Annotated in this window: 18 protein-coding genes; 11 read left to right on the top strand and 7 right to left on the bottom strand. The window is 63.6% G+C overall.

Features of this window, described 5'->3' with window-relative positions; translation table 11 throughout:
• Position 1 precedes the first annotated feature (1 nt).
• Entirely contained in the window at positions 2 to 1,141 is a 1,140-nt protein-coding gene (locus RS027_RS10040; RefSeq protein WP_311956519.1) for a DUF5924 family protein, read from the bottom strand.
• 166 nt (positions 1,142 to 1,307) lie between these two features.
• On the opposite strand from RS027_RS10040, the gene fadB reads away from it, so the two are divergent.
• The 10 genes from fadB (at position 1,308) to RS027_RS10090 (ending at position 12,385) form a co-directional block, all read left to right on the top strand.
• Positions 1,308 to 3,467: a fatty acid oxidation complex subunit alpha FadB gene (gene fadB, locus RS027_RS10045; RefSeq protein WP_311956520.1), complete on the top strand. Its 2,160-nt coding sequence runs from the start codon at positions 1,308 to 1,310 to the stop codon at positions 3,465 to 3,467.
• A 24-nt stretch (positions 3,468 to 3,491) separates the two neighbouring features.
• Positions 3,492 to 4,670 (top strand): acetyl-CoA C-acyltransferase FadA, encoded by a 1,179-nt coding sequence (fadA, locus tag RS027_RS10050; RefSeq protein ID WP_311956521.1) that lies wholly within the window; start codon positions 3,492 to 3,494, stop codon positions 4,668 to 4,670.
• Positions 4,671 to 4,776: 106 nt separating this feature from the next.
• Entirely contained in the window at positions 4,777 to 5,253 is a 477-nt protein-coding gene (locus RS027_RS10055) for a YbhB/YbcL family Raf kinase inhibitor-like protein (protein WP_311956522.1), read from the top strand.
• 280 nt (positions 5,254 to 5,533) lie between these two features.
• A complete protein-coding gene (locus RS027_RS10060; protein ID WP_311956523.1) occupies positions 5,534 to 5,998 on the top strand; it encodes an SUF system Fe-S cluster assembly regulator in 465 nt (154 codons plus the stop codon).
• A 63-nt stretch (positions 5,999 to 6,061) separates the two neighbouring features.
• Positions 6,062 to 7,519, top strand: coding sequence for a Fe-S cluster assembly protein SufB (gene sufB, locus RS027_RS10065; RefSeq protein WP_311956524.1), 1,458 nt, complete (start codon positions 6,062 to 6,064; stop codon positions 7,517 to 7,519).
• A 72-nt stretch (positions 7,520 to 7,591) separates the two neighbouring features.
• Positions 7,592 to 8,341 carry a Fe-S cluster assembly ATPase SufC gene (gene sufC / locus RS027_RS10070; protein WP_311956525.1) on the top strand — a complete coding sequence of 250 codons (750 nt, stop codon included), beginning with the start codon at positions 7,592 to 7,594 and terminating at the stop codon, positions 8,339 to 8,341.
• The gene (gene sufD, locus RS027_RS10075; protein ID WP_311956526.1) at positions 8,338 to 9,681 is read left to right on the top strand and encodes a Fe-S cluster assembly protein SufD; all 1,344 of its coding nucleotides are present in this window, start codon (positions 8,338 to 8,340) and stop codon (positions 9,679 to 9,681) included. Before sufC ends, sufD begins: the two co-directional genes overlap by 4 nt.
• A gap of 35 nt (positions 9,682 to 9,716) precedes the next feature.
• Positions 9,717 to 10,979 carry an aminotransferase class V-fold PLP-dependent enzyme gene (locus tag RS027_RS10080; RefSeq protein WP_311956527.1) on the top strand — a complete coding sequence of 421 codons (1,263 nt, stop codon included), beginning with the start codon at positions 9,717 to 9,719 and terminating at the stop codon, positions 10,977 to 10,979.
• Between the two features lie 8 nt (positions 10,980 to 10,987).
• Positions 10,988 to 11,557, top strand: a complete 570-nt coding sequence (gene sufT / locus RS027_RS10085; RefSeq protein ID WP_311956528.1) for a putative Fe-S cluster assembly protein SufT — start codon at positions 10,988 to 10,990, stop codon at positions 11,555 to 11,557.
• A gap of 33 nt (positions 11,558 to 11,590) precedes the next feature.
• Complete coding sequence (locus tag RS027_RS10090) at positions 11,591 to 12,385, top strand: SanA/YdcF family protein (RefSeq protein ID WP_311956529.1); 795 nt, start codon at positions 11,591 to 11,593, stop codon at positions 12,383 to 12,385.
• A 17-nt stretch (positions 12,386 to 12,402) separates the two neighbouring features.
• Here RS027_RS10090 and RS027_RS10095 read toward each other — a convergent pair whose 3' ends face one another.
• From RS027_RS10095 to RS027_RS10110, 4 genes are all read right to left on the bottom strand, one after another.
• On the bottom strand, positions 12,403 to 12,849 hold the full coding sequence (locus RS027_RS10095) for a hypothetical protein (RefSeq protein ID WP_311956530.1): 447 nt from the start codon (positions 12,847 to 12,849) through the stop codon (positions 12,403 to 12,405).
• Between the two features lie 88 nt (positions 12,850 to 12,937).
• Positions 12,938 to 13,846, bottom strand: coding sequence for a 30S ribosomal protein S6--L-glutamate ligase (gene rimK, locus RS027_RS10100; RefSeq protein WP_311956531.1), 909 nt, complete (start codon positions 13,844 to 13,846; stop codon positions 12,938 to 12,940).
• A 39-nt stretch (positions 13,847 to 13,885) separates the two neighbouring features.
• Positions 13,886 to 14,326 (bottom strand): ATP-dependent zinc protease family protein, encoded by a 441-nt coding sequence (locus RS027_RS10105; RefSeq protein WP_311956532.1) that lies wholly within the window; start codon positions 14,324 to 14,326, stop codon positions 13,886 to 13,888.
• 97 nt (positions 14,327 to 14,423) lie between these two features.
• On the bottom strand, positions 14,424 to 15,452 hold the full coding sequence (locus RS027_RS10110; RefSeq protein ID WP_311956533.1) for a DUF3549 family protein: 1,029 nt from the start codon (positions 15,450 to 15,452) through the stop codon (positions 14,424 to 14,426).
• Between the two features lie 358 nt (positions 15,453 to 15,810).
• On the opposite strand from RS027_RS10110, the gene RS027_RS10115 reads away from it, so the two are divergent.
• Positions 15,811 to 16,140 carry a YqcC family protein gene (locus RS027_RS10115; RefSeq protein ID WP_311956534.1) on the top strand — a complete coding sequence of 110 codons (330 nt, stop codon included), beginning with the start codon at positions 15,811 to 15,813 and terminating at the stop codon, positions 16,138 to 16,140.
• On the opposite strand, the gene RS027_RS10120 is transcribed toward RS027_RS10115, so the two are convergent.
• A complete protein-coding gene (locus tag RS027_RS10120; RefSeq protein ID WP_311956535.1) occupies positions 16,137 to 16,781 on the bottom strand; it encodes an OmpW/AlkL family protein in 645 nt (214 codons plus the stop codon). The two genes, RS027_RS10115 and RS027_RS10120, sit on opposite strands and share 4 nt — an antisense overlap.
• Before the next feature lie 209 nt (positions 16,782 to 16,990).
• Positions 16,991 to 18,481: a sodium/proline symporter PutP gene (gene putP / locus RS027_RS10125; protein ID WP_311956536.1), complete on the bottom strand. Its 1,491-nt coding sequence runs from the start codon at positions 18,479 to 18,481 to the stop codon at positions 16,991 to 16,993.
• Between the last annotated feature and the right edge of the window lie 35 nt (positions 18,482 to 18,516).

The following is an 18,516-nucleotide window of genomic DNA, read 5'->3' on the forward strand; positions in this document are numbered from 1 at the left end:
GCTACGTGGCGTCTTCCAGCTGACCGGGAACGAGCCGGCGCAGGTGTAGCAGGCTGATACCGGCCGGCTGGATATCGCTGTCTGCCCGGGTAGCAAGCGCCGGGTCGTCGGCTACGTGAAAGCGCAATAGCCCCAGCCGCTGGCCGCCGGCGGTCATAATATCGACCCGCCAGTCCCCGCGAGGATCATCGGGAAAGTTCTGCTTGTGGCTCCAGGCCCGATAACCTTTTTCGCGCCCGCCGGCTATTTCCAGCGCGATGGTGTCAAGGCGCTCGCCGTTTTGGTACCACACGTGGGTAATGGTTTCGCTCAGGCCGCGGGGCGCGCGAATGGCGCTATACACGTAAAGTCCCTCGGCCTGCAGGGCCTTGGGCGTCAGGGCCGTGGCTCCCTGGGGCTTGCGCTTTTGGATGTCGAGCGCCGGCGAAATGGCGCTGCCGGTTAGCCACAGGCTGGCCGGCGGCACCCAGATACGCCCGGCAAAGCCTCCCAGCGCCAGCAGCAGGGCGATACTGATAAAAGCCAGCCAGCGCTTTGGCGATCGGCGCTTCAGCAGGTGCATAAAGCTGGGTAGCGCTACTACCAGGGTGGCCGCCAGCGAAAGCTTGAGGCTTTCGCCGGTGGTCAAATGAAGCATGATTGGCAGCGTGACCAGCATCACCAGAAATACGCAGTGGGCGTGGAACATGAAATACAGGCTGCGATAGCGCCCGGCGACGCCGTAATACAGCGGGTCGACAATCGACAGTACCGCCATGGCCATGACCAGCAGGGCATAAAGGCTTTGCCCGCTGTTCCATACGGTGGTGGCAAGCACGAACGGCAGGGCGAAAAACAGCGTCTCCTGGTGGATCATCTGGGCGATAAAGGTGCTGATGCCCCGGGGCAGAGTCGGGTAGCCGCGCCTGGCCAGAAAGCGCCCGATCAGGCTTTCCGAGAGCAGCAGCAGCCAGGCCATCAGCAACCCCAGCGCCAGTGCCGCCCCCAGCCACTGCTGGCGATCCACCAGAAAAAAGCTGCCCAGCCCCGCGCCGAAGGCCACGGGCGGCCATAGCCAGCTCCAGGGTTTTAGGCGCGCTATCAGGGTTTCGACCAGCGCCTGGAGGCGGGCAAGGCGCTGAGAAGTCAGGTAGGTGGGCATAGCAGGGTGATCCGGCAAGTGAAAAAACCGCCTATTAATAACACAGACGCCGCCGCGCGGCTTGTTGGCGTGGGAGGAATGAGCGAGGCTTGACGAGGCCTTGGGTGTGACCCAAGCTTAGGTGATAAAACGATCGTATGAATATAACCTTTGTGGAGCAGCGCGGATGATCTATCAAGGTAGTGCCATTACGGTGTCGCGCGACGAAGACGGTATCGCGACCCTTTTGTTTGATGCGGGGGAGGCGTCGGTCAACACGCTCTCCAGCACGACGATACAAGAGCTGGGCGACGCGGTGGCCGCGCTGCAGAAAGAAAGCGGCCTGCAAGGGCTGATTCTGGCCAGCGCCAAGGACGCCTTTATTGTCGGCGCGGATATCACCGAGTTCCACGGCCTCTTTGACAAGGGCGAAGACTATCTGGTCGACATGAACCTCAGGGTCCACGATATCTTCAACGCCATCGAAGATCTGCCGTTTCCCACGGTGGCGGCCATCAACGGCCTGGCGCTGGGCGGCGGCTTTGAGGTGACGCTGGCTGCGGATTTTCGCGTGATGGCTGTCGGCGCCAAAATCGGCCTGCCCGAAACCCAGCTGGGAATCGTTCCCGGCTGGGGCGGCTGTGTGCGCCTGCCGCGCCTGATCGGCGCCGACAACGCCATCGAATGGATCGCCGGCGGTACCCAGAACCATGCCGACGCCGCGCTGGCCATGGGCGCGGTGGACTCGGTCGTGCCCGCCGATGCGCTTTCGGCCGCGGCGCGCACGCTGCTCGCGCGGGCCAATGCCGGCGAGCTTGATACTGCTGCCCGGCGGGCGGAAAAGACCGGCCCCCTCAAGCTTAACGCCAGCGAGCAGATGCTCGCGTTCGAGACCGCCAAGGGCTACGTGGCGGGCAAGGCCGGGCCGCACTACCCCGCGCCGGTAGAGGCTATTCGCGTGATCCAGAAAGGCGCCGGCGAGGAGCGCGCCCGGGCACAGCGCATCGAGGCGGAGACCTTCGCCAGGCTGGCGCTGAGCGACGTCGCGTTCAATCTGGTTGGCCTGTTCATGAGCGATCAGGCGGTGAAGAAAAAGGCCGGTGTCTACGCCAAGCAGGCCGCAAAGATCGAGCAGGCCGCGGTGCTGGGGGCCGGCATCATGGGCGGCGGCATTGCCTACCAGAGCGCCTCCAAGGGCACGCCCATACTGATGAAGGACATCCAGGCGGACGCCGTGGAGCTGGGGCTGAAAGAAGCCCGCAAGCTGTTCGGCAAGCAGATCGAACGCAACAAGCTGACCGTCGAGGAAATGGCCGAACGGCTCAGCAACATCCGCCCGACGCTTTCCTACGGCGATTTTGACGGCGTGGATCTGGTCGTCGAAGCCGTGGTGGAAAACCCCAAGGTCAAGGGGTCGGTGCTTGCCGAGGTGGAAGAGCAGGTAGGCGACGACACCATCTTGGCTTCCAACACCTCGACGATTTCCATCAACCGTCTGGCGCAGAACCTCAAGCGGCCCGAGCAGTTCTGCGGCATGCACTTTTTCAACCCGGTGCACCGCATGCCGCTGGTGGAAGTCATCCGCGGGGAGAAAACCGCCGACGCCGCCGTGGCGGCCACAGTGGCCTACGCTCGCGCCATGGGCAAGACGCCGATTGTGGTCAACGACTGCCCCGGGTTTCTGGTCAATCGCGTGCTGTTTCCGTATTTCGGCGGCTTCAGCCTGCTGGTGGAGCAGGGCGTGGACTTTCAGCGCATCGACAAGGTCATGGAAACCTTCGGCTGGCCCATGGGGCCGGCGTACCTGCTCGACGTCGTGGGCATGGATACCGCCGTTCACGCCAACGAGGTCATGGCCGAAGGCTTCCCCGAGCGCATGGCGCGAGACAGCAAAACCGCCATTGACGTCATGTACGACAACGACCGCCTGGGGCAGAAAAACGCCAAGGGCTTTTACGCCTACGAGGAAGACAAAAAGGGCAAGCCGAAAAAGGTCAGCGACGATACCGCCTACACGCTGCTCGAGGAGGTTACCCGGGGGCAGGCGGAGCTCGTCGACGACGACATCGTTGCGCGGATGATGGTGCCGCTGTGTCTGGAGACCGTGCGCTGCCTGGAAGACGGCATCGTTGCCACGCCGGCGGAAGCCGACATGGCGCTGATTTACGGCATCGGCTTCCCGCCTTTCCGCGGCGGCGCGCTGCGCTACATCGATGCGATGGGCGCGGCCGAGTTCGTCAAACTGGCGGACAGCCTCGCCGGCGAGCTGGGGCCGCTCTACGCGCCGACGGATAAGCTGCGCCAGATGGCCGACAACAACGCCCGCTTTTACGACGCCGCCGAATAAGCCGCCGCGCAGAGGAGAGCAAAGATGAGTTTGAATCCGAGAGATATCGTGGTGGTCGATGCCGTGCGCACGCCGATGGCTCGCGCCAAAAACGGCGCGTTTCGTCACGTGCGTGCCGAGAACCTGTCGGCGGCCACCATGCAGGCGCTGTTTGACCGCAACGCCGGGCTGGATCCGGCCGCGGTGGACGACGTCATCTGGGGCTGCGTCAACCAGACCCAGGAACAGGCCATGAATATCGCCCGCAACGCAGCGATCATGACCGGTATTCCGCGCAGCGTACCGGCGCAGACCGTCAACCGCCTGTGCGGCTCGTCGATGACCGCCCTGCACATCGCCAGCGCCAACATCAGCGCGGGGATGGGCGATATGTACATCATCGGCGGGGTCGAGCACATGGAGCACGTGCCCATGACCCACGGCGTCGACATCAACCCGGCGGCGAGCAAATACGCCGCCAAGGCGGCGATGATGATGGGGCTGACCGCCGAGCTTTTAGGCAAGATGCACGGCGTCACCCGGGAAGAGCAGGACAGATTCGGCGTGCGCTCCCAGCAGCTCGCCCAGGCGGCGACGGAGCAGGGGCTATTTGACAACGAAATCATCGGTGTCGAGGGCCACGATGCCGACGGCGTCAAGGCACTGATCCAGGCTGACGAGGTGATTCGCGCCGGCGCCAACCTTGACGACATGGCCAAGCTGAAGCCCGTGTTCGACCCCAAGGGCGGCACGATCACCGCGGGTACGTCGTCGGCGCTTTCCGTGGGCGCCTCCGCCATGGCGGTCATGAGCTACGAGCGCGCCCAAGCGCTGGGGCTTGAGCCCCTGGCGCGGGTGGTCTCCACCGGCGTTGCCGGCTGCGACGCCTCGATCATGGGCTATGGCCCGGTGCCCGCCAGCCAGAAGGCGCTGAAGGCAGCCGGGCTTACCGCCGACGACATCCAGACCGTCGAGCTCAACGAAGCCTTCGCCGCCCAGAGCCTGCCGGTACTCAAGGACCTGGGCTTTCTCGACGCTCTGGATGACAAGGTCAACCTGCACGGCGGGGCGATTGCGCTGGGTCACCCGCTGGGCTGCTCGGGGGCGCGGATCGCCACCACGCTTCTGAATGTGATGCAAAGTCGCGATACCACCCACGGGCTTGCCACTATGTGCATCGGCATGGGCCAGGGCGTGGCGACGGTGTTCGAGCGGCTCAGGTAGCCGGCGAGCCCCGCCGGTGCGGCTTGCGGCCGGCGGGCCTGGTGGTTAGGGTAAGAAACACTCGTTCCGGCAAGGCCGGAACACATGCGATTGCAAGGAGATGGATATGGCATTTGTTCCGTCAGCGCTTGAAGTAACAAGCTCGGCGTTTGAGCATCACCGTACGATTCCGGAAAAGCACTCGGGTGAAGGCGACGACGTCTCGCCGGCGCTTGCCTGGGAAAACCCGCCGGAAGGCACCAAGGGGTTTGCTGTCATCTGCCATGACCCCGATGCGCCGCTGGTGCAGCACGGTACCTACGGCTTCGTCCACTGGACGCTTTACAACCTGCCGGCCGAGACTCTGACGCTTGAAGAAAATACCCAGGTTGGCACGGCGGGGCAAAACGACGCCGGCGGCACCGGCTACAAGGGGCCGATGCCGCCGGAAGGCCACGGCAAGCACCACTACTACTTCTGGGTGCTGGCGCTTGATGCCCAGACATCGCTGCCCGAGGGGCTGAGCATGGTCGAGCTGCTGCAAGAGGTCGAGCCGCACCTGCTGGGCATGGAGCGGCTGATCGGCACCTATAAGCGCAGCTAACCTACCCCGCCGGGCCGGTGTTATGCCGGCGGACTGCTGCCCACCCGCCGCACGCGCTGTGCCGGCGGGTTTTTTATACGTAAAAATCGCGGGCGGTTCTCTTTTGCAAATAGAAATAGTTTGTATTCTTGTTGATAAATGCGTCGAACGTGGCTAAAAAGTCAATGGATTACCGGGTATTTTGCCTTAAGGCTTCACAACGCTTGGATACAGGACTAAAATGGTCCCCAATCGAATGCCGGGGCCGCACGAGCCGCCGCCGGTGAAGAGGGGAGACGCTATGCTCAAGCTTTCGCGGCTGACTGACTACGCCGCCGTGGTTATGGCCTGGATTGCGCGCCACCCGGACAAGCCTCACCCGGCCGCTGATCTCGCCGAGGCGGTGACGCTGCCGGCGCCAACGGTCAGAAAAACGCTCAAGATGCTGGTGCGGGCGGGGCTTTTGACTTCGGTACGCGGCGCCCAGGGAGGCTATCGGCTGGCGCGCCCGGCATCCAGGATCACCGCGGCCGATATCATTGCCGCCATTGAAGGGCCGGTGGCAATGACCGAATGCAGCCACGACGAAGGCGACTGCGAGCTCCTCGACACCTGCGGCGTGGCGGACAACTGGCAGCGGGTGTCGCTTGCGATTCGTACGCTGCTGGAAAGCGTGACGCTTGCGCACCTGGCGGACACCGCGCCGCTCAAGCTGCCGGTACGCCTGCCTATTCAAAGTATCAGTTTACCGGCGGCCATGGCCTGAGCCGTCTTTATTTACGCACAGGCGAGCTGGCCTCGCCGCCCAACTGCCCGGAGGGTTTCACCAATGGCAACTGAAGAAATGGAACAGTTGGTTCGTCGCGAGTACAAGGAAGGGTTTGTCACCGACATTGAAAGCGACACGCTTCCGCCAGGGTTGGACGAGAACACCATCGCGTTTATTTCCAACAAGAAAGGCGAACCCGAGTGGATGCTCGAATGGCGCCTGGAGGCGTACCGCCAGTGGCTCAAGATGAAAGAGCCGTCCTGGGCGCACCTGAACTATCCGCCCATCGACTACCAGGAAATCTCCTACTTCAGCGCGCCCAAGCGCCCCGAAGACCGCCCCCAGAGCCTGGACGAAGTCGATCCCAAGCTTCTGGAAACCTACGAAAAGCTGGGCATTCCGCTGCACGAGCGGGCAGCCCTTGCCGGCGTTGCTGGCGCTAACGTTGCCGTGGATGCGGTCTTTGACTCGGAGTCGGTCATCACCACCTTCAAGGAAGAGCTCGCCGAAGCCGGCGTGATCTTCTGCTCCATTTCCGAGGCAATACAGGAATATCCCGAGCTGGTCAAGCAGTACCTGGGCACGGTCGTCCCCCAGAACGATAACTACTTTGCCGCGCTCAACTCGGCGGTATTCACCGACGGCTCCTTTGTGTTTGTGCCCGAGGGCGTCTCGTGCCCCATGGAGCTGTCCACCTATTTCCGCATCAACGCCGAAAACACCGGCCAGTTTGAGCGCACGCTGATCGTCTGCGAAAGCGGCGCCGACGTTTCCTACCTGGAAGGCTGCACCGCGCCCCAGCGCGACGAAAACCAGCTGCACGCCGCCGTGGTCGAGCTGGTGGCGCTGGACGACGCCTATATCAAGTACTCCACGGTGCAGAACTGGTACCCCGGCGACGAAGACGGCGTGGGCGGTATCTATAACTTCGTCACCAAGCGTGGCGACTGCCGCGGCGAGCGCTCGCGCATCAGCTGGACCCAGGTCGAAACCGGCTCCGCCATTACCTGGAAGTACCCGTCCTGCATGCTGCGCGGCAAGGACAGCATCGGCGAGTTCTACTCCGTAGCGGTCACCAACGGCCGCCAGCAGGCCGATACCGGCACCAAGATGGTGCATATCGGCGAGGGTACGCGCTCGACGATCATTTCCAAGGGCATTTCTGCCGGCCGCAGCAACCAGTCCTATCGCGGGCTGGTGAAGATCGGGCCCCGGGCCAAGGGCGCGCGCAACTTTACCGAGTGCGACTCCCTGCTCATCGGCGACACCTGCGGCGCGCACACTTACCCCTATCAGGAAATCAACAACAGCACGGCCACCGTCGAGCACGAAGCCACGACGTCGAAGATCGGCGAAGACCAGCTGTTCTACTGCCAGAGCCGGGGCATTACCGAAGAAGACGCCGTGAGCATGATCGTCAACGGCTTCTGCAAGGACGTCTTCCAGGAGCTGCCCATGGAGTTTGCCGTGGAAGCCGAGGCGCTGCTCAACGTCACGCTGGAAGGCGCAGTGGGCTAACGCTTTGGCGCGACGCGCTGCCGGGCGGCGACACGCCTGGTTCCAAGGTCAACTTTTTTACAAGGTATCAGCATGCTTGAAGTCAACGATTTGCACGTCACGGTTGAAGGCAACGAGATCCTCAAGGGCCTCTCCCTGACCATCAACGCCGGCGAAGTCCACGCCATCATGGGCCCCAACGGCTCGGGAAAATCGACCCTGTCGGCGGTCATCGCCGGCAAGGAAGAGTACGAGGTCACCCAGGGCACGGTTACCTACGAAGGGCGCGACGTGCTGGAAATGGATATCGAGGAGCGCGCCCGGGCAGGCCTGCTGCTGGGCTTTCAGTATCCGGTGGAAATCCCCGGGGTCAAAAACATTTATCTGCTCAAGGCAGCGCTTAACGCCCAGCGCGAGGCTCAGGGGCTGGGCGAAATCCCGGCGCCGGAGTTCATGAAGCTGATCAAGGAAAAGATCGCCTCCATGCAGATGGATGCCAGCTTTTTGCAGCGCGCCGTCAACGAGGGTTTCTCCGGCGGGGAAAAGAAGCGTAACGAGATCCTGCAGATGCTGGTGCTTCAGCCCAAGCTTGCCATGCTCGACGAAATCGACTCCGGCCTGGATATCGACGCCATGCGCGTGGTGGCAAGCGGCGTTAACAGCCTGCGCAACGAAGAGCGGGCGATCCTGCTGGTCACCCACTATCAGCGCCTGCTGGACTACGTGGTGCCCGACTATGTCCACGTGCTGATCGACGGCCGCATCGTCAAAAGCGGCGACGCCGAGCTCGCCCGCGAGCTTGAAGCCAACGGCTATGAAGGAATCGAGGAGTCAGCGGCATGAGCGATACGCTAACGTTTCTGGAAACGCTGAAAGCCAGGGACAGCCAGCGCGGCCCGGAGCCCTCCTGGATTGCCGCCCGCCGCCAGGCCGGCGCGGCGCGCTTTGAGGCCGTGGGTTTCCCCACCCGCCGCGACGAAGAGTGGAAATACACCAACGTGCGCGACATCGCCCGGGGAAACTTTTCCCTGACCGACAGCAGCGAGTTTTCCCCCGCTAGTGCGGCCGCGCTGACGCTGCCCGTTGAGGCCCATCGGCTGACGTTTGTCGACGGCGTCTATGCGCCGGCGCTGTCCGACCTTCAGGGCCTGCCGGACGGCGTTCAGGTACTGCCGCTTTCCCAGGCGCTTGAGGACAACCACGAAGCCGTGGGCGGCCCGCTGGGCCGGCTGACCGGCGTCGAGTTTTCCGCCTTTACCGCGCTCAACACCGCCTTTATGGAAGAGGGCGCGGTGATTCGCCTGGCCGACGGCTGCGTGGTGGAAAAGCCCATCCTGCTGCAGTTTTTATCCCGGGAAAACGAAGCGCCCACCATGTGCCACCCGCGGGTGCTGGTCGAGGCGGGCGGGCGCAGCGAAGCCACCGTCATCGAACATCATACCGGTGACGCCGGGGCGAAAAACTTCACCAACCTGGTCGCCGAGCTGTTCCTGGGCCGGGGGGCGATTTTCACCCACTACAAGCTTCAGGAAGCGCCGCTTGGAGATTACCACGTCGCCAGCATCCACGTGGAGCAGGCGCGCGACAGCCGCTACGTGTCGCACAACATGGACCTCGGCGGGGCGCTGGTGCGCAACGACCTGATCAGCGATCTTAACGGCAAGGGCGCCGAGGCGACCTTCAACGGGCTGTTCTTCGGCCAGGGTCGCCAGCACGTGGATAACCACACCAAGGTCAACCACTATGCGCCGCTGACGTTTTCCAACGAGAACTACAAGGGCGTGCTCGACGACCGCGCTCACGGCGTCTTCAACGGCCGGGTCTACGTCCATCGCGACAGCCAGCAGATCGAGGGCTTTCAGAGCAACCAGAACCTGCTGCTCTCTGACCGCGCGCACATCGACGCCAAGCCCGAGCTTGAGATCTACGCCGACGACGTCAAGTGCTCTCACGGCACCACCACCGGCCAGCTGGACGAAGACGCCATCTTTGCGCTGCGCACCCGGGGGCTGGACGAGCAGACGGCCCGGGGGCTTTTGACCCTGGCCTTTGCCGGCGAGGTGCTTGAAGAGGTTGCGCTGGACGCTATCGCCCAGCGGGTCGAGCTGACGGTGGCCGGCAAGCTGCCCGACCGCTTTAACCTGGTAGGCCTTGTCGAGGCGTCCACGGCGCTGAACGATTAACCGGCTGCTGCCGGGCCACACAAAAGGAGTGCCGCATGTCTCAGAGTATCGTTGATACCGCGCCGGCCACAGCCGCAGCGCCGTTTGACGTGGCGCGGCTGCGCGAGGAGTTTCCCGTGCTGGAACGTCAGGTGCACGGCAAGGCGCTTGTGTACCTGGATAACGCAGCCACCAGTCAGACGCCGCAGCCGGTAATTGACGTGTTCAACGACTATTACGGTCGCTACAACGCCAATATTCACCGTGGCCTGCACACCCTGGCCGACGAGGCGACGGCCGCCTTCGAAGGAACCCGGGAGACCGTGCGCGGCTTTTTAAATGCTCCGGATGCCCGCCAGATCATCTTCACCCGGGGAACCACCGAGGCCATCAACCTGGTGGTCAACAGCTGGGGGCGCGCCAACCTCGCCCCCGGCGACGAAGTGCTGGTGTCGATGCTTGAGCACCACTCCAACATCGTTCCCTGGCAGCTTCTGGCCCGAGAGATCGGCTTTACGCTCAAGGTCATCCCGGTCGATAATGACGGCGCGCTGGATCTTGCCGCCTACCGCGAGCTGCTGAGCGAGCGCACTCGGCTGGTGGCCGTCAACCATGTGTCCAACGCCTTCGGCACCGTGAATCCGGTGGCCGACATGGCCGCGGCGGCGCACCAGGCCGGCGCGCTGATCCTGGTGGATGGCGCTCAGGCCGTGCCCCACCAGCCGGTGGACGTGCAGGCGATCGACGCGGATTTCTACGCGTTTTCCGGGCACAAGGCCTACGGCCCCACGGGCGTCGGCGCGCTTTACGGCAAGCGCGAGCTGCTCAAGGCCATGCCGCCCTGGCAGGGCGGCGGCGAAATGATCGCCACGGTGTCGTTTGACGGCTCGACCTTTGCCGACATTCCCCACAAGTTCGAGGCCGGAACGCCAGCCATCGCCGAAGTCATCGCCATGGGGCGCGCGCTCGAATGGCTGCAAAGCGTCGGGCTTTGGGCCATTGGCGAGTGGGAGCAACGGCTGCTGGGACGCGCGACTCAGGGCCTCAACAGCGTTGAGGGCCTGCGCATTCTGGGCACGGCGCCGGGAAAGGCCGGCGTGCTGTCGTTTGTGGTGGACGGCGCGCACTCCCAGGATATTGGCCTGCTCATCGATCAGCTGGGGGTAGCGATCCGCACCGGCCACCACTGTGCCCAGCCGCTGCTTCACCACTTTGGCGTGGAGGCGACCTGCCGGGCCTCGTTTGCGGCGTATAATACCCTGGAAGAAGTGGATACCTTTATTGCCGCGCTTAACCGCGTCATTGGCATGCTACGCTAAGGAGCGCTATGGATACCGAGCAGATTGCCGGGCTGGAAAACGGCCAGATGCTGCCCCTGCAGCGCGACGTTGACGGCATCGTCATTCCTTTCGGCAACATCGTGACCCTGGAGGAAGACAGCGTGGTTAGCGTCATGCAGGCCAAGGGCAGCACGGTGAGCGTCGGCTTTGAAGGGCGGATGTACCTGATCGAAGGCAGCAACCTCGATGCCCTGGGGCTCGAGGCGCTGCCGCGCCCGACCCTTGCCGAGGACGCCGACGACGAGGCCATTGAGCAGTTCGTCTGGGATCAGCTGCGTACCTGCTTTGACCCCGAAATTCCGGTCAACATCGTTGAGCTGGGGCTGGTCTACGGCTGCCGCTTTGAGCGTCTGATCAGCGGTGAGCTCATGGTCACCATCCGCATGACGCTGACCGCGCCGGGGTGCGGCATGGGTGAGGTGATTGCCGCTGACGCGCGCAACAAGATTCTGGGGGCGCCGCAGATTCAGAAAGTGCATACCGAGATCGTCTTCAACCCGCCCTGGAGCCGGGACATGATGAGTGACGAGGCCAAGCTTGAACTGGGCATGTTTTAACCGGCGAAGCGGCCGGCAAACGGGGCGTGTCAGATGATGCAGCGGCTGCTCGGCGGGATCAGGCAGCTGCTGATGGTGTTGGGGGCTCTGCTGCTCTTGGCGGTGCTGCTGTTGGTGGCAGGCAATATCTGGGTGCTGACGCGCACCGCCCCCTATATCGACTCCCGGCTGGACAGCTGCCGGGCCCAGCCGGTGGGCGTGGTGTTTGGCACGTCGAGCTGGACGCGCACCGGCGTACGCAACCCGCACTTTATCGCCCGCATGCATACCGCGGCCCGGCTGGTGAAAAACGGCCGGGTCGATCATCTGCTGCTGTCCGGGGATAACCGCACCCGCTCGTACAACGAACCCCGAGCCATGTGGCGGGACCTCAGCGCCCGAGGCGTCGCCTCTCAGCGGTTGACCATGGACTTCGCCGGTTTCAGCACCTTCGACACTCTGGCCCGGGCCCAGGACGTCTTCCAGCTTGAGCGGGCAGCGCTGATTACCCAGCGCTGGCATCTGCCAAGGGCGATATACATTGCCCGCGCCCGAGGCATGGACGTGACCGGCTGCGTGGCCAACGACGGCGCGGTAGAAGGGGAGTGGCGGCTCAGGCTGCGCGAGGGGGTGGCCCGGGTGGCGACGCTTGGGGATCTGTATCTCTGGGCGCGCGAGCCGTATTTTCTGGGGCCCGCCGAGCCGATTTTGCCGGCGCCCGCGACCGGCATTCCACCCGGCGCTGACAAGGCCCGGCTAGACGAGGCCTTGCCCGGGGAGCGGGCGCTGGACGCCATTCTGCCGCAGGATCCGGAACCCGCCGACATACTGCCCGCTCCCGGAGAGTGAGCCCGGCAGGCGCGCCTTTAACGCCAGGTCTTGCGTTTTTGCATCGCGTAAAGCTCGCGGATCAGCTGACGGCAGCCTTTCATGCACTCTTCGATGATCGGCTCTACCGGATCGGGCAGCGGATGGGTGAACAGCGTCGACAGCGACTGCATCAGCACCCGTTCCTGCTCCAGCAGCTCGTTGATCAAGACCTGGCTATCGTTGCCGACAAAGCTTTTCAGCCGACTCCACAGCCACAGGAAGTCATCGCGCTCGACGTCGGCATCCCGAGGCAGCATTTTAAGGTGCTTGCGCGCCAGGCCTTGCAGGCTGTGCATCTGCTTCAGGCGCGCTTCGTACAGCGGTTTCAGACTTTCGCGCAGCGAGGGCCGCAGGCGTTCGATATTATCCTGAAAATAGTCGATGCTGTCGGCCAGCGCCTCCAGTGCGCTGTCCATCGCCACCTGGCGATTATCGAGAAACATGAGCGTCTACCTCCTTCGGTGACGCAGATTGTGGCGGCGGCAGCGCGGTTTTGCCACCCCTCTGCCGATTTATTTTTCACCTGCCATATCAGCCCTTTGGCCGGGGCGGTGCCTTGCGCCGCGGGGCGGCATTCTTTTCGATGTGTTCGATGATCAGCCCGGCGATATCCTGGCCGGTGGCGCTCTCGATGCCGCGCAGCCCCGGGGAAGAGTTGACCTCCATGATGACAGGCCCGTGATGGGCGCGCAAAAGGTCTACGCCGGCCACGCGCAGCCCCATGGCCCTGGCGGCACGAATGGCCGTGGAGCGCTCTTCAGGAGTAATGCGGATCACGCTGGCGCTGCCGCCACGATGCAGGTTGGAGCGGAACTCGCCTTCGGCCGCCTGACGCTTCATGGCGGCGACGACCTTGTCGCCAATCACGAAGCAGCGGATGTCGGCGCCTTTGGCCTCTTGAATGTATTCCTGCACCATGATGTTGGCTTTCATGCCCATGAAGGCCTGGATGACGGACTCTGCTGCCTGGTTAGTTTCTGCCAGCACTACGCCGATCCCCTGAGTGCCTTCTAGCAGCTTGATCACCAAAGGTGCGCCCCTGACCATGGTAATGAGGTCGGGAATATCGTCGGGCGAGTGGGCAAAACCGGTGATCGGCAGCCCAAGCCCCTTGCGCGAAAGCAGCTGCAGCGAGCGCAGCTTGTCCCGGGAGCGGGCAATGGCCACGGAATCGTTGAGCACATAGGTGCCCATCATCTCGAACTGGCGCAGCACCGCGCAGCCGTAAAAGGTCACCGATGAGCCGATGCGCGGAATCACGGCGTCGAAGGGCTTAATGTTTTCCCCCCGGTAATGGATGGTGGGGCGGTGCGAGGCAATGCTCATGTAGCAGCGCAGGGTGTCCAGTACCCGAGGTTTGTGACCGCGTGCTTCGGCGGCTTCCACCAGGCGCCGGGTAGAGTACAGGTGGCGATTGCGCGACAGCAGGGCAATATGCATACGATACTCCAGGCCGGTGAGGGGCAAGCCGCTGCGGCGCTAGGGCTCGCCGTGTAAAAAAGAGGCGCCGGGGGCAACCAGCAGCCGGCGCATGGCCCGGCGGCCAAGCAGCATGGGGTGGCGCATCGGGCGGCGATCGGTCAGCGTCAGCTCCACCGGAAACGCCAGCTCGCCCAGCTCAAGCATGGTGCGGATCACGTAGCGGTACTCGGTCTGGCCGTTGGAGCTGGTGATCCGGCGCCGATCGTGCAGCGGCAGCGTCAGGTGGCGGGCCGGCGTGTCCTGCCCGCCGCTGCGAGTCACAAAGCGCACCCAGGGAAGCCCGTCGTCGTCATCGAAGACCTCGATGTCTTCGGCGTGCAGTGCCGAGGTGCGCGCACCGGTGTCGGCCTTGCAACACAAGTATAGGTCGAGTTCCGGCAGCGTAACCATTTCACGCCGGCCGATAATGGCCTTGGCCTGATAGGGCAGTTCTCTCACAGCGCAGTCTCCTTCACCATCGAATCCTCCCTCCACAAGTTGTTGCCGTGCCGCCATGCCTGTTTTGCCGCACGGCCTGCCTGGCCGGCAGCGGCGCTCAGGCGTTGCCTGTAAGCTCAAGCAGCCGGGCATGAAGGCGGGAGCCTTCCGGCGCATCGCGCAGCAGCGTAATGACCGGCAGCCGTAGGCGTGGAATCAGGGCCAGGTCGCGCACGACGGCGCCAAAATCGACGCGCGGACTCTCGGCGAGGCGCGCCAAGAAGGCCGGCAGGCGCTCGCCGTCTTCCAGCAGCGGCCAGCCGCGGCCGGCCATGGCAGCCAGAGTATCCGGGCCGCAGGCGGCGGTATCGGCCAGCAGCGTGGCATACCAGGCGCCGGCCTGGGTGTTTCGGCTGCTGCCGACGGCGCGGATGCAGGCGCAGAAGGTTTCCACGTCCCCCTGGCTTGCCGCGGCTTCGCCCCGCTGGCAAAGCGCGGCTACCAGGACCTGCGCCAGCGGCCGGTGTTCCAGGCAGTGGCATAGCGTGCGCAGCACCGGTACGGGCAGCGTCTCAAGCGCTGGCGCCAGGGTGTGCTGGTGCGCCTCGTTCAGGCGCATGGCGTAATCGGCAAGGCCCTGGAGGCCAAGGGATTCCCAGTCGTCGTGGCGGCCCTCGATAAAGGTCTCCACGCCGGCCAGGTACTGGCTTGGCGGCCGGTCGGCATCCCGAGTAGCGCAGGCGTTGAGCACTGCCTGGAAGGTCGTATCGGGCGTAAACGCCAGCGGGTTATCGTGCATCAGGTGGTCGACGGCGTCGCCTTTTTCCCCGGCGCTCTGCTGGGCATCGCGGCCCAGGGTCTCCAGCAGGCGCTGCAGGAAAGCGTCGCGCTGTGCCGGCGACAGATAGCCTTGCTCATCCAGCGGCAGGCTTAAAAACCAGATGGCGGGATCGGGCATATCGCCCAGGCGAAACACCGCCGCCAGGCGCGCCTGCCCCTGCCAGGGCTCGGGCCAGGGCGCGCTGCCGTTTTCAAAGGCGGCCAGGGTATCCCGGGAGCAGGGCGTCACTCGGCGCCCCATGTGATAGAGCGCGAGGGTGGCCCCGCTGCGGGTAAAAAAGTCGTCTAGGGTGTGAATCGGCTGCATGGCATCCTTCCGCATTGCAAGCCTGCACTCTACCTTGCCGCCCGGCGGGTGTCAGCCGTTAGCGCTAAAACGCTCGGGAAGGCGCGGTCGGTTAAAAAATGATCAAACACCCCTCACGCCCGAGAAATGGCGCTTTGCGCGACCTTTCCAGAGTTTATCCACAGCGTCTTTCAGGTTTTCTGTGAATCGGCGAGCCATCCCGGGGCGCTTTGGGGCCTCTATCCACAGCGCAAGCGGGCTGTGCACAGCGCTGCACCGGCTGCCGGCGCTTGGCAGCGCCTGCCTGCGCTGGGACAATACGCGACTTTCCCTGTGTATTTTCCGCTACCGTCCTTCACCTATCTGCAGAGTCTCTCTCATGACGACACGCCAAGAGCTTGAACAGGCGCTTGACGCGCTGGAAGCCACGCTGAAAACCGCCGGGCTGTGGCGCGTGGACACGCCGTCGCCGGCGGCGTTTGCCAGCCGCCAGCCGTTCTGCGTCGACACCATGTCCCTACCGCAGTGGCTGCGCTTTGTGTTTATCGCGCGCCTGCGCGGCCTCCTTGAAGAGGGGGCCGCGCTGCCGGAAAAGTGCGAGGTGGCGCCTGCGGTAAAGGCCTACCTTCAGCAGGAAAGCGTTCGCGCCAGCGACCAGCTGCTGGTGGTACAGAGCGTCGAGCGGGTCGACGACGTCATCAACTCCTAGAAACGGTAGCTGATGCCGCCCATGACCACCACCGGGTCGATTTCCACGGTGCCGGCATCGGCGCCGGCAACTTTTGCGTCGGTGTCGATATCGATGTACCAGGCAGCGGCGTTCATCGCCCAGTGTTCGTCGATCAGCACGTCGATGCCCAGCTGCCCGGCTGCGCCCCAGGAGTCATCCAGGTCCAGCGAAGCGCCGGGAACATCGACCTTCTCGTCGGAGAAGTGGGTGTAGTTGACCCCCGCGCCGATGTAGGGTTGAACCCGGGCTGGCGTGCCGCCCAGCGGATAGTATTGCAGGGTTAGCGTGGGCGGCAGGTGCTTGGTCTTGCCGCTGACCGCGCCGTCGGCAATGCTGATGTCGTGCTTGAAAGGCTGAGCGGCCAGCAGCTCCAGGCCGATCTTGTCGTGAAAGCGGTAGCCCAAAGTGAAGGCAAAGCCGGACTCGTCGTCGACATCGACGCCGAGATTTGTCATCCCCAGAGTGTCGAGATCGCCGTTGTCGCTTTTCGGCGACACCTTGGCGACGCCAACGCGGGTATAAAAATCGCCGGCACCGTAGGCGAACGCCTGGGCGCTGGCGGTAAAGACAGCAGCGGCAACGCCGGCGGCAAGCAGGGTAGGCAGGACAGTTTTGCGCATGGTGTCATCACTCCAGTGGGTGGCTTTATAGGCAGGCAGTGCGTGCCGTCGATCACTGGTAGCAGTGTAAAAGCCCGGAACCCGTTGATTATTGATCCAGCGCAAGAGGTACTCGTCTTCTACCTCCAATGGTAGGGAAAAAGGCTACCCACAAAGTAAAAAGGCTCCCGAAGGAGCCTTTTTGCCACGCTGAGCGTTAGCCCGAGTTTTTAGCGCGTGATGTGCTGATACTCGCCCGCATCGGCGGTTGCGCTGCTCACCGCCAGAATGGCGATGAAGGAGACGATAAAGCCGGGAATGATTTCATAGACCCCGGGGCCGCCCATGAAGCTTCCGTTCCAGCCCAGCGCAATCCATGCCATGACGGTCACCGCCCCGGCGATCATGCCGGCGATGGCGCCGGCGCCGTTGGTCCGCGACCACATCAGCGAGAGGATGATAAGCGGGCCGAAGGCGGCACCAAAGCCGGCCCAGGCGTTACTCACCAGCCCGAGCACCTGGGAGTCCGGGTTCGACGCTATGGTGGCGGCCACCAGGCCGACGATCACCACGCTGAGCCGGCCGATATTCACCGCTTCTTTTTCTGAAGCTTCTTTACGTAGAAACAGGCGATAGAAATCTTCGGTAAGCGATGAAGAGGCCACCAACAGCTGGCTGGAGATGGTGCTCATGATGGCGGCCAGCAGCGCTGCATAGAGGAAGCCTGTAATCAGCGGATGAAACAGCAGCTCGGCGAGGATGATAAAGATAGTTTCCGGATCCTCGACGTCCATGCCGTTGCGGATGGCATAGGCACGGCCGAGCACGGCCATGGAGCCCGCCCCGACCAGCGAGATGAACATCCAGCTCATGCCGATATTGCGGGCCGTGGGCACGTCTTTCAGGTGGCGGATCGCCATGAAGCGCACAATGATGTGCGGCTGCCCGAAATAGCCAAGCCCCCAGGTAACCGCCGAGAGCCAGCCGATAAAGGTCAGCCCGTCCGTCCACGAGAGCAGGGTGGGGTCGGTCTCATTCAGGACGTCTGATGCCTGGGAGAGCCCGCCGCCGCCTTCGCCGTAGAGCACGACCAGCGGCATGATGACCACCGCCAGCATCATGATGCAGCCCTGCACGAAGTCCGTCATGCTCACCGCCAAAAAGCCGCCGATCACGGAATAGGCCAGCACGATGCCCAGCGTGAGGATGATGCCGGCTGAGTAGTCGCTTATCCCGCCGATGTTGATGACGTCGGTAAACGCGCTTTCAAACAGCTTGCCGCCCGCCACCAGGCCCGAGGCCGTGTACACCGCGAAAAACACCACGATCACAATGGCCGATACGGTCCGCAGCGGTATGGCGCGAGTAGGGAAGCGGTTGGCCAGAAACTGCGGGATGGTGATGGCGTTCCCGTAGTGTACCGTCTGTTCGCGAAGGCGCGGCGCGACCAGAATCCAGTTGGCGAAGGCCCCCACGAACAGGCCGATCCCGATCCAGGCGGACGCGAAGCCCGAGACAAACATGGCCCCGGGCAGCCCCAGCAGCAGCCAGCCGCTCATGTCGGATGCGCCGGCGGAGAGCGCCGCCACCGGCGCGCTGAGGGAGCGGCCGCCGAGTATGTAGCCTTCTGAGGTGGACGTTGACGCGCGCATGGCATAAAAGCCGATGCCCAGCATGAGCGCGAAATAAGTAAACAGGCTGATCCAGACGCCAATAGCCATAATCATCTCTCCGGGTTTGTGCTTGTTGTGTTGTT

Source organism: Halomonas garicola (assembly GCF_031935715.1).
GTDB classification, from domain to species: Bacteria; Pseudomonadota; Gammaproteobacteria; order Pseudomonadales; family Halomonadaceae; genus Vreelandella; species Vreelandella garicola.

What these genes read in the sequence shown, in the direction of transcription:
- sufT (WP_311956528.1), top strand. Translation starts at nt 10,988, where the DNA reads ATGGATACCGAGCAGATTGCCGGGCTGGAAAACGGCCAGATGCTGCCC.
- RS027_RS10090 (WP_311956529.1), top strand. Translation starts at nt 11,591, where the DNA reads ATGATGCAGCGGCTGCTCGGCGGGATCAGGCAGCTGCTGATGGTGTTG.
- RS027_RS10060 (WP_311956523.1), top strand. Translation starts at nt 5,534, where the DNA reads ATGCTCAAGCTTTCGCGGCTGACTGACTACGCCGCCGTGGTTATGGCC.
- sufD (WP_311956526.1), top strand. Translation starts at nt 8,338, where the DNA reads ATGAGCGATACGCTAACGTTTCTGGAAACGCTGAAAGCCAGGGACAGC.
- RS027_RS10040 (WP_311956519.1), bottom strand. Translation starts at nt 1,141, where the DNA reads ATGCCCACCTACCTGACTTCTCAGCGCCTTGCCCGCCTCCAGGCGCTG.
- sufB (WP_311956524.1), top strand. Translation starts at nt 6,062, where the DNA reads ATGGCAACTGAAGAAATGGAACAGTTGGTTCGTCGCGAGTACAAGGAA.
- rimK (WP_311956531.1), bottom strand. Translation starts at nt 13,846, where the DNA reads ATGCATATTGCCCTGCTGTCGCGCAATCGCCACCTGTACTCTACCCGG.
- RS027_RS10080 (WP_311956527.1), top strand. Translation starts at nt 9,717, where the DNA reads ATGTCTCAGAGTATCGTTGATACCGCGCCGGCCACAGCCGCAGCGCCG.
- RS027_RS10110 (WP_311956533.1), bottom strand. Translation starts at nt 15,452, where the DNA reads ATGCAGCCGATTCACACCCTAGACGACTTTTTTACCCGCAGCGGGGCC.
- RS027_RS10120 (WP_311956535.1), bottom strand. Translation starts at nt 16,781, where the DNA reads ATGCGCAAAACTGTCCTGCCTACCCTGCTTGCCGCCGGCGTTGCCGCT.
- fadB (WP_311956520.1), top strand. Translation starts at nt 1,308, where the DNA reads ATGATCTATCAAGGTAGTGCCATTACGGTGTCGCGCGACGAAGACGGT.
- RS027_RS10055 (WP_311956522.1), top strand. Translation starts at nt 4,777, where the DNA reads ATGGCATTTGTTCCGTCAGCGCTTGAAGTAACAAGCTCGGCGTTTGAG.
- RS027_RS10115 (WP_311956534.1), top strand. Translation starts at nt 15,811, where the DNA reads ATGACGACACGCCAAGAGCTTGAACAGGCGCTTGACGCGCTGGAAGCC.
- RS027_RS10095 (WP_311956530.1), bottom strand. Translation starts at nt 12,849, where the DNA reads ATGTTTCTCGATAATCGCCAGGTGGCGATGGACAGCGCACTGGAGGCG.
- putP (WP_311956536.1), bottom strand. Translation starts at nt 18,481, where the DNA reads ATGGCTATTGGCGTCTGGATCAGCCTGTTTACTTATTTCGCGCTCATG.
- sufC (WP_311956525.1), top strand. Translation starts at nt 7,592, where the DNA reads ATGCTTGAAGTCAACGATTTGCACGTCACGGTTGAAGGCAACGAGATC.
- fadA (WP_311956521.1), top strand. Translation starts at nt 3,492, where the DNA reads ATGAGTTTGAATCCGAGAGATATCGTGGTGGTCGATGCCGTGCGCACG.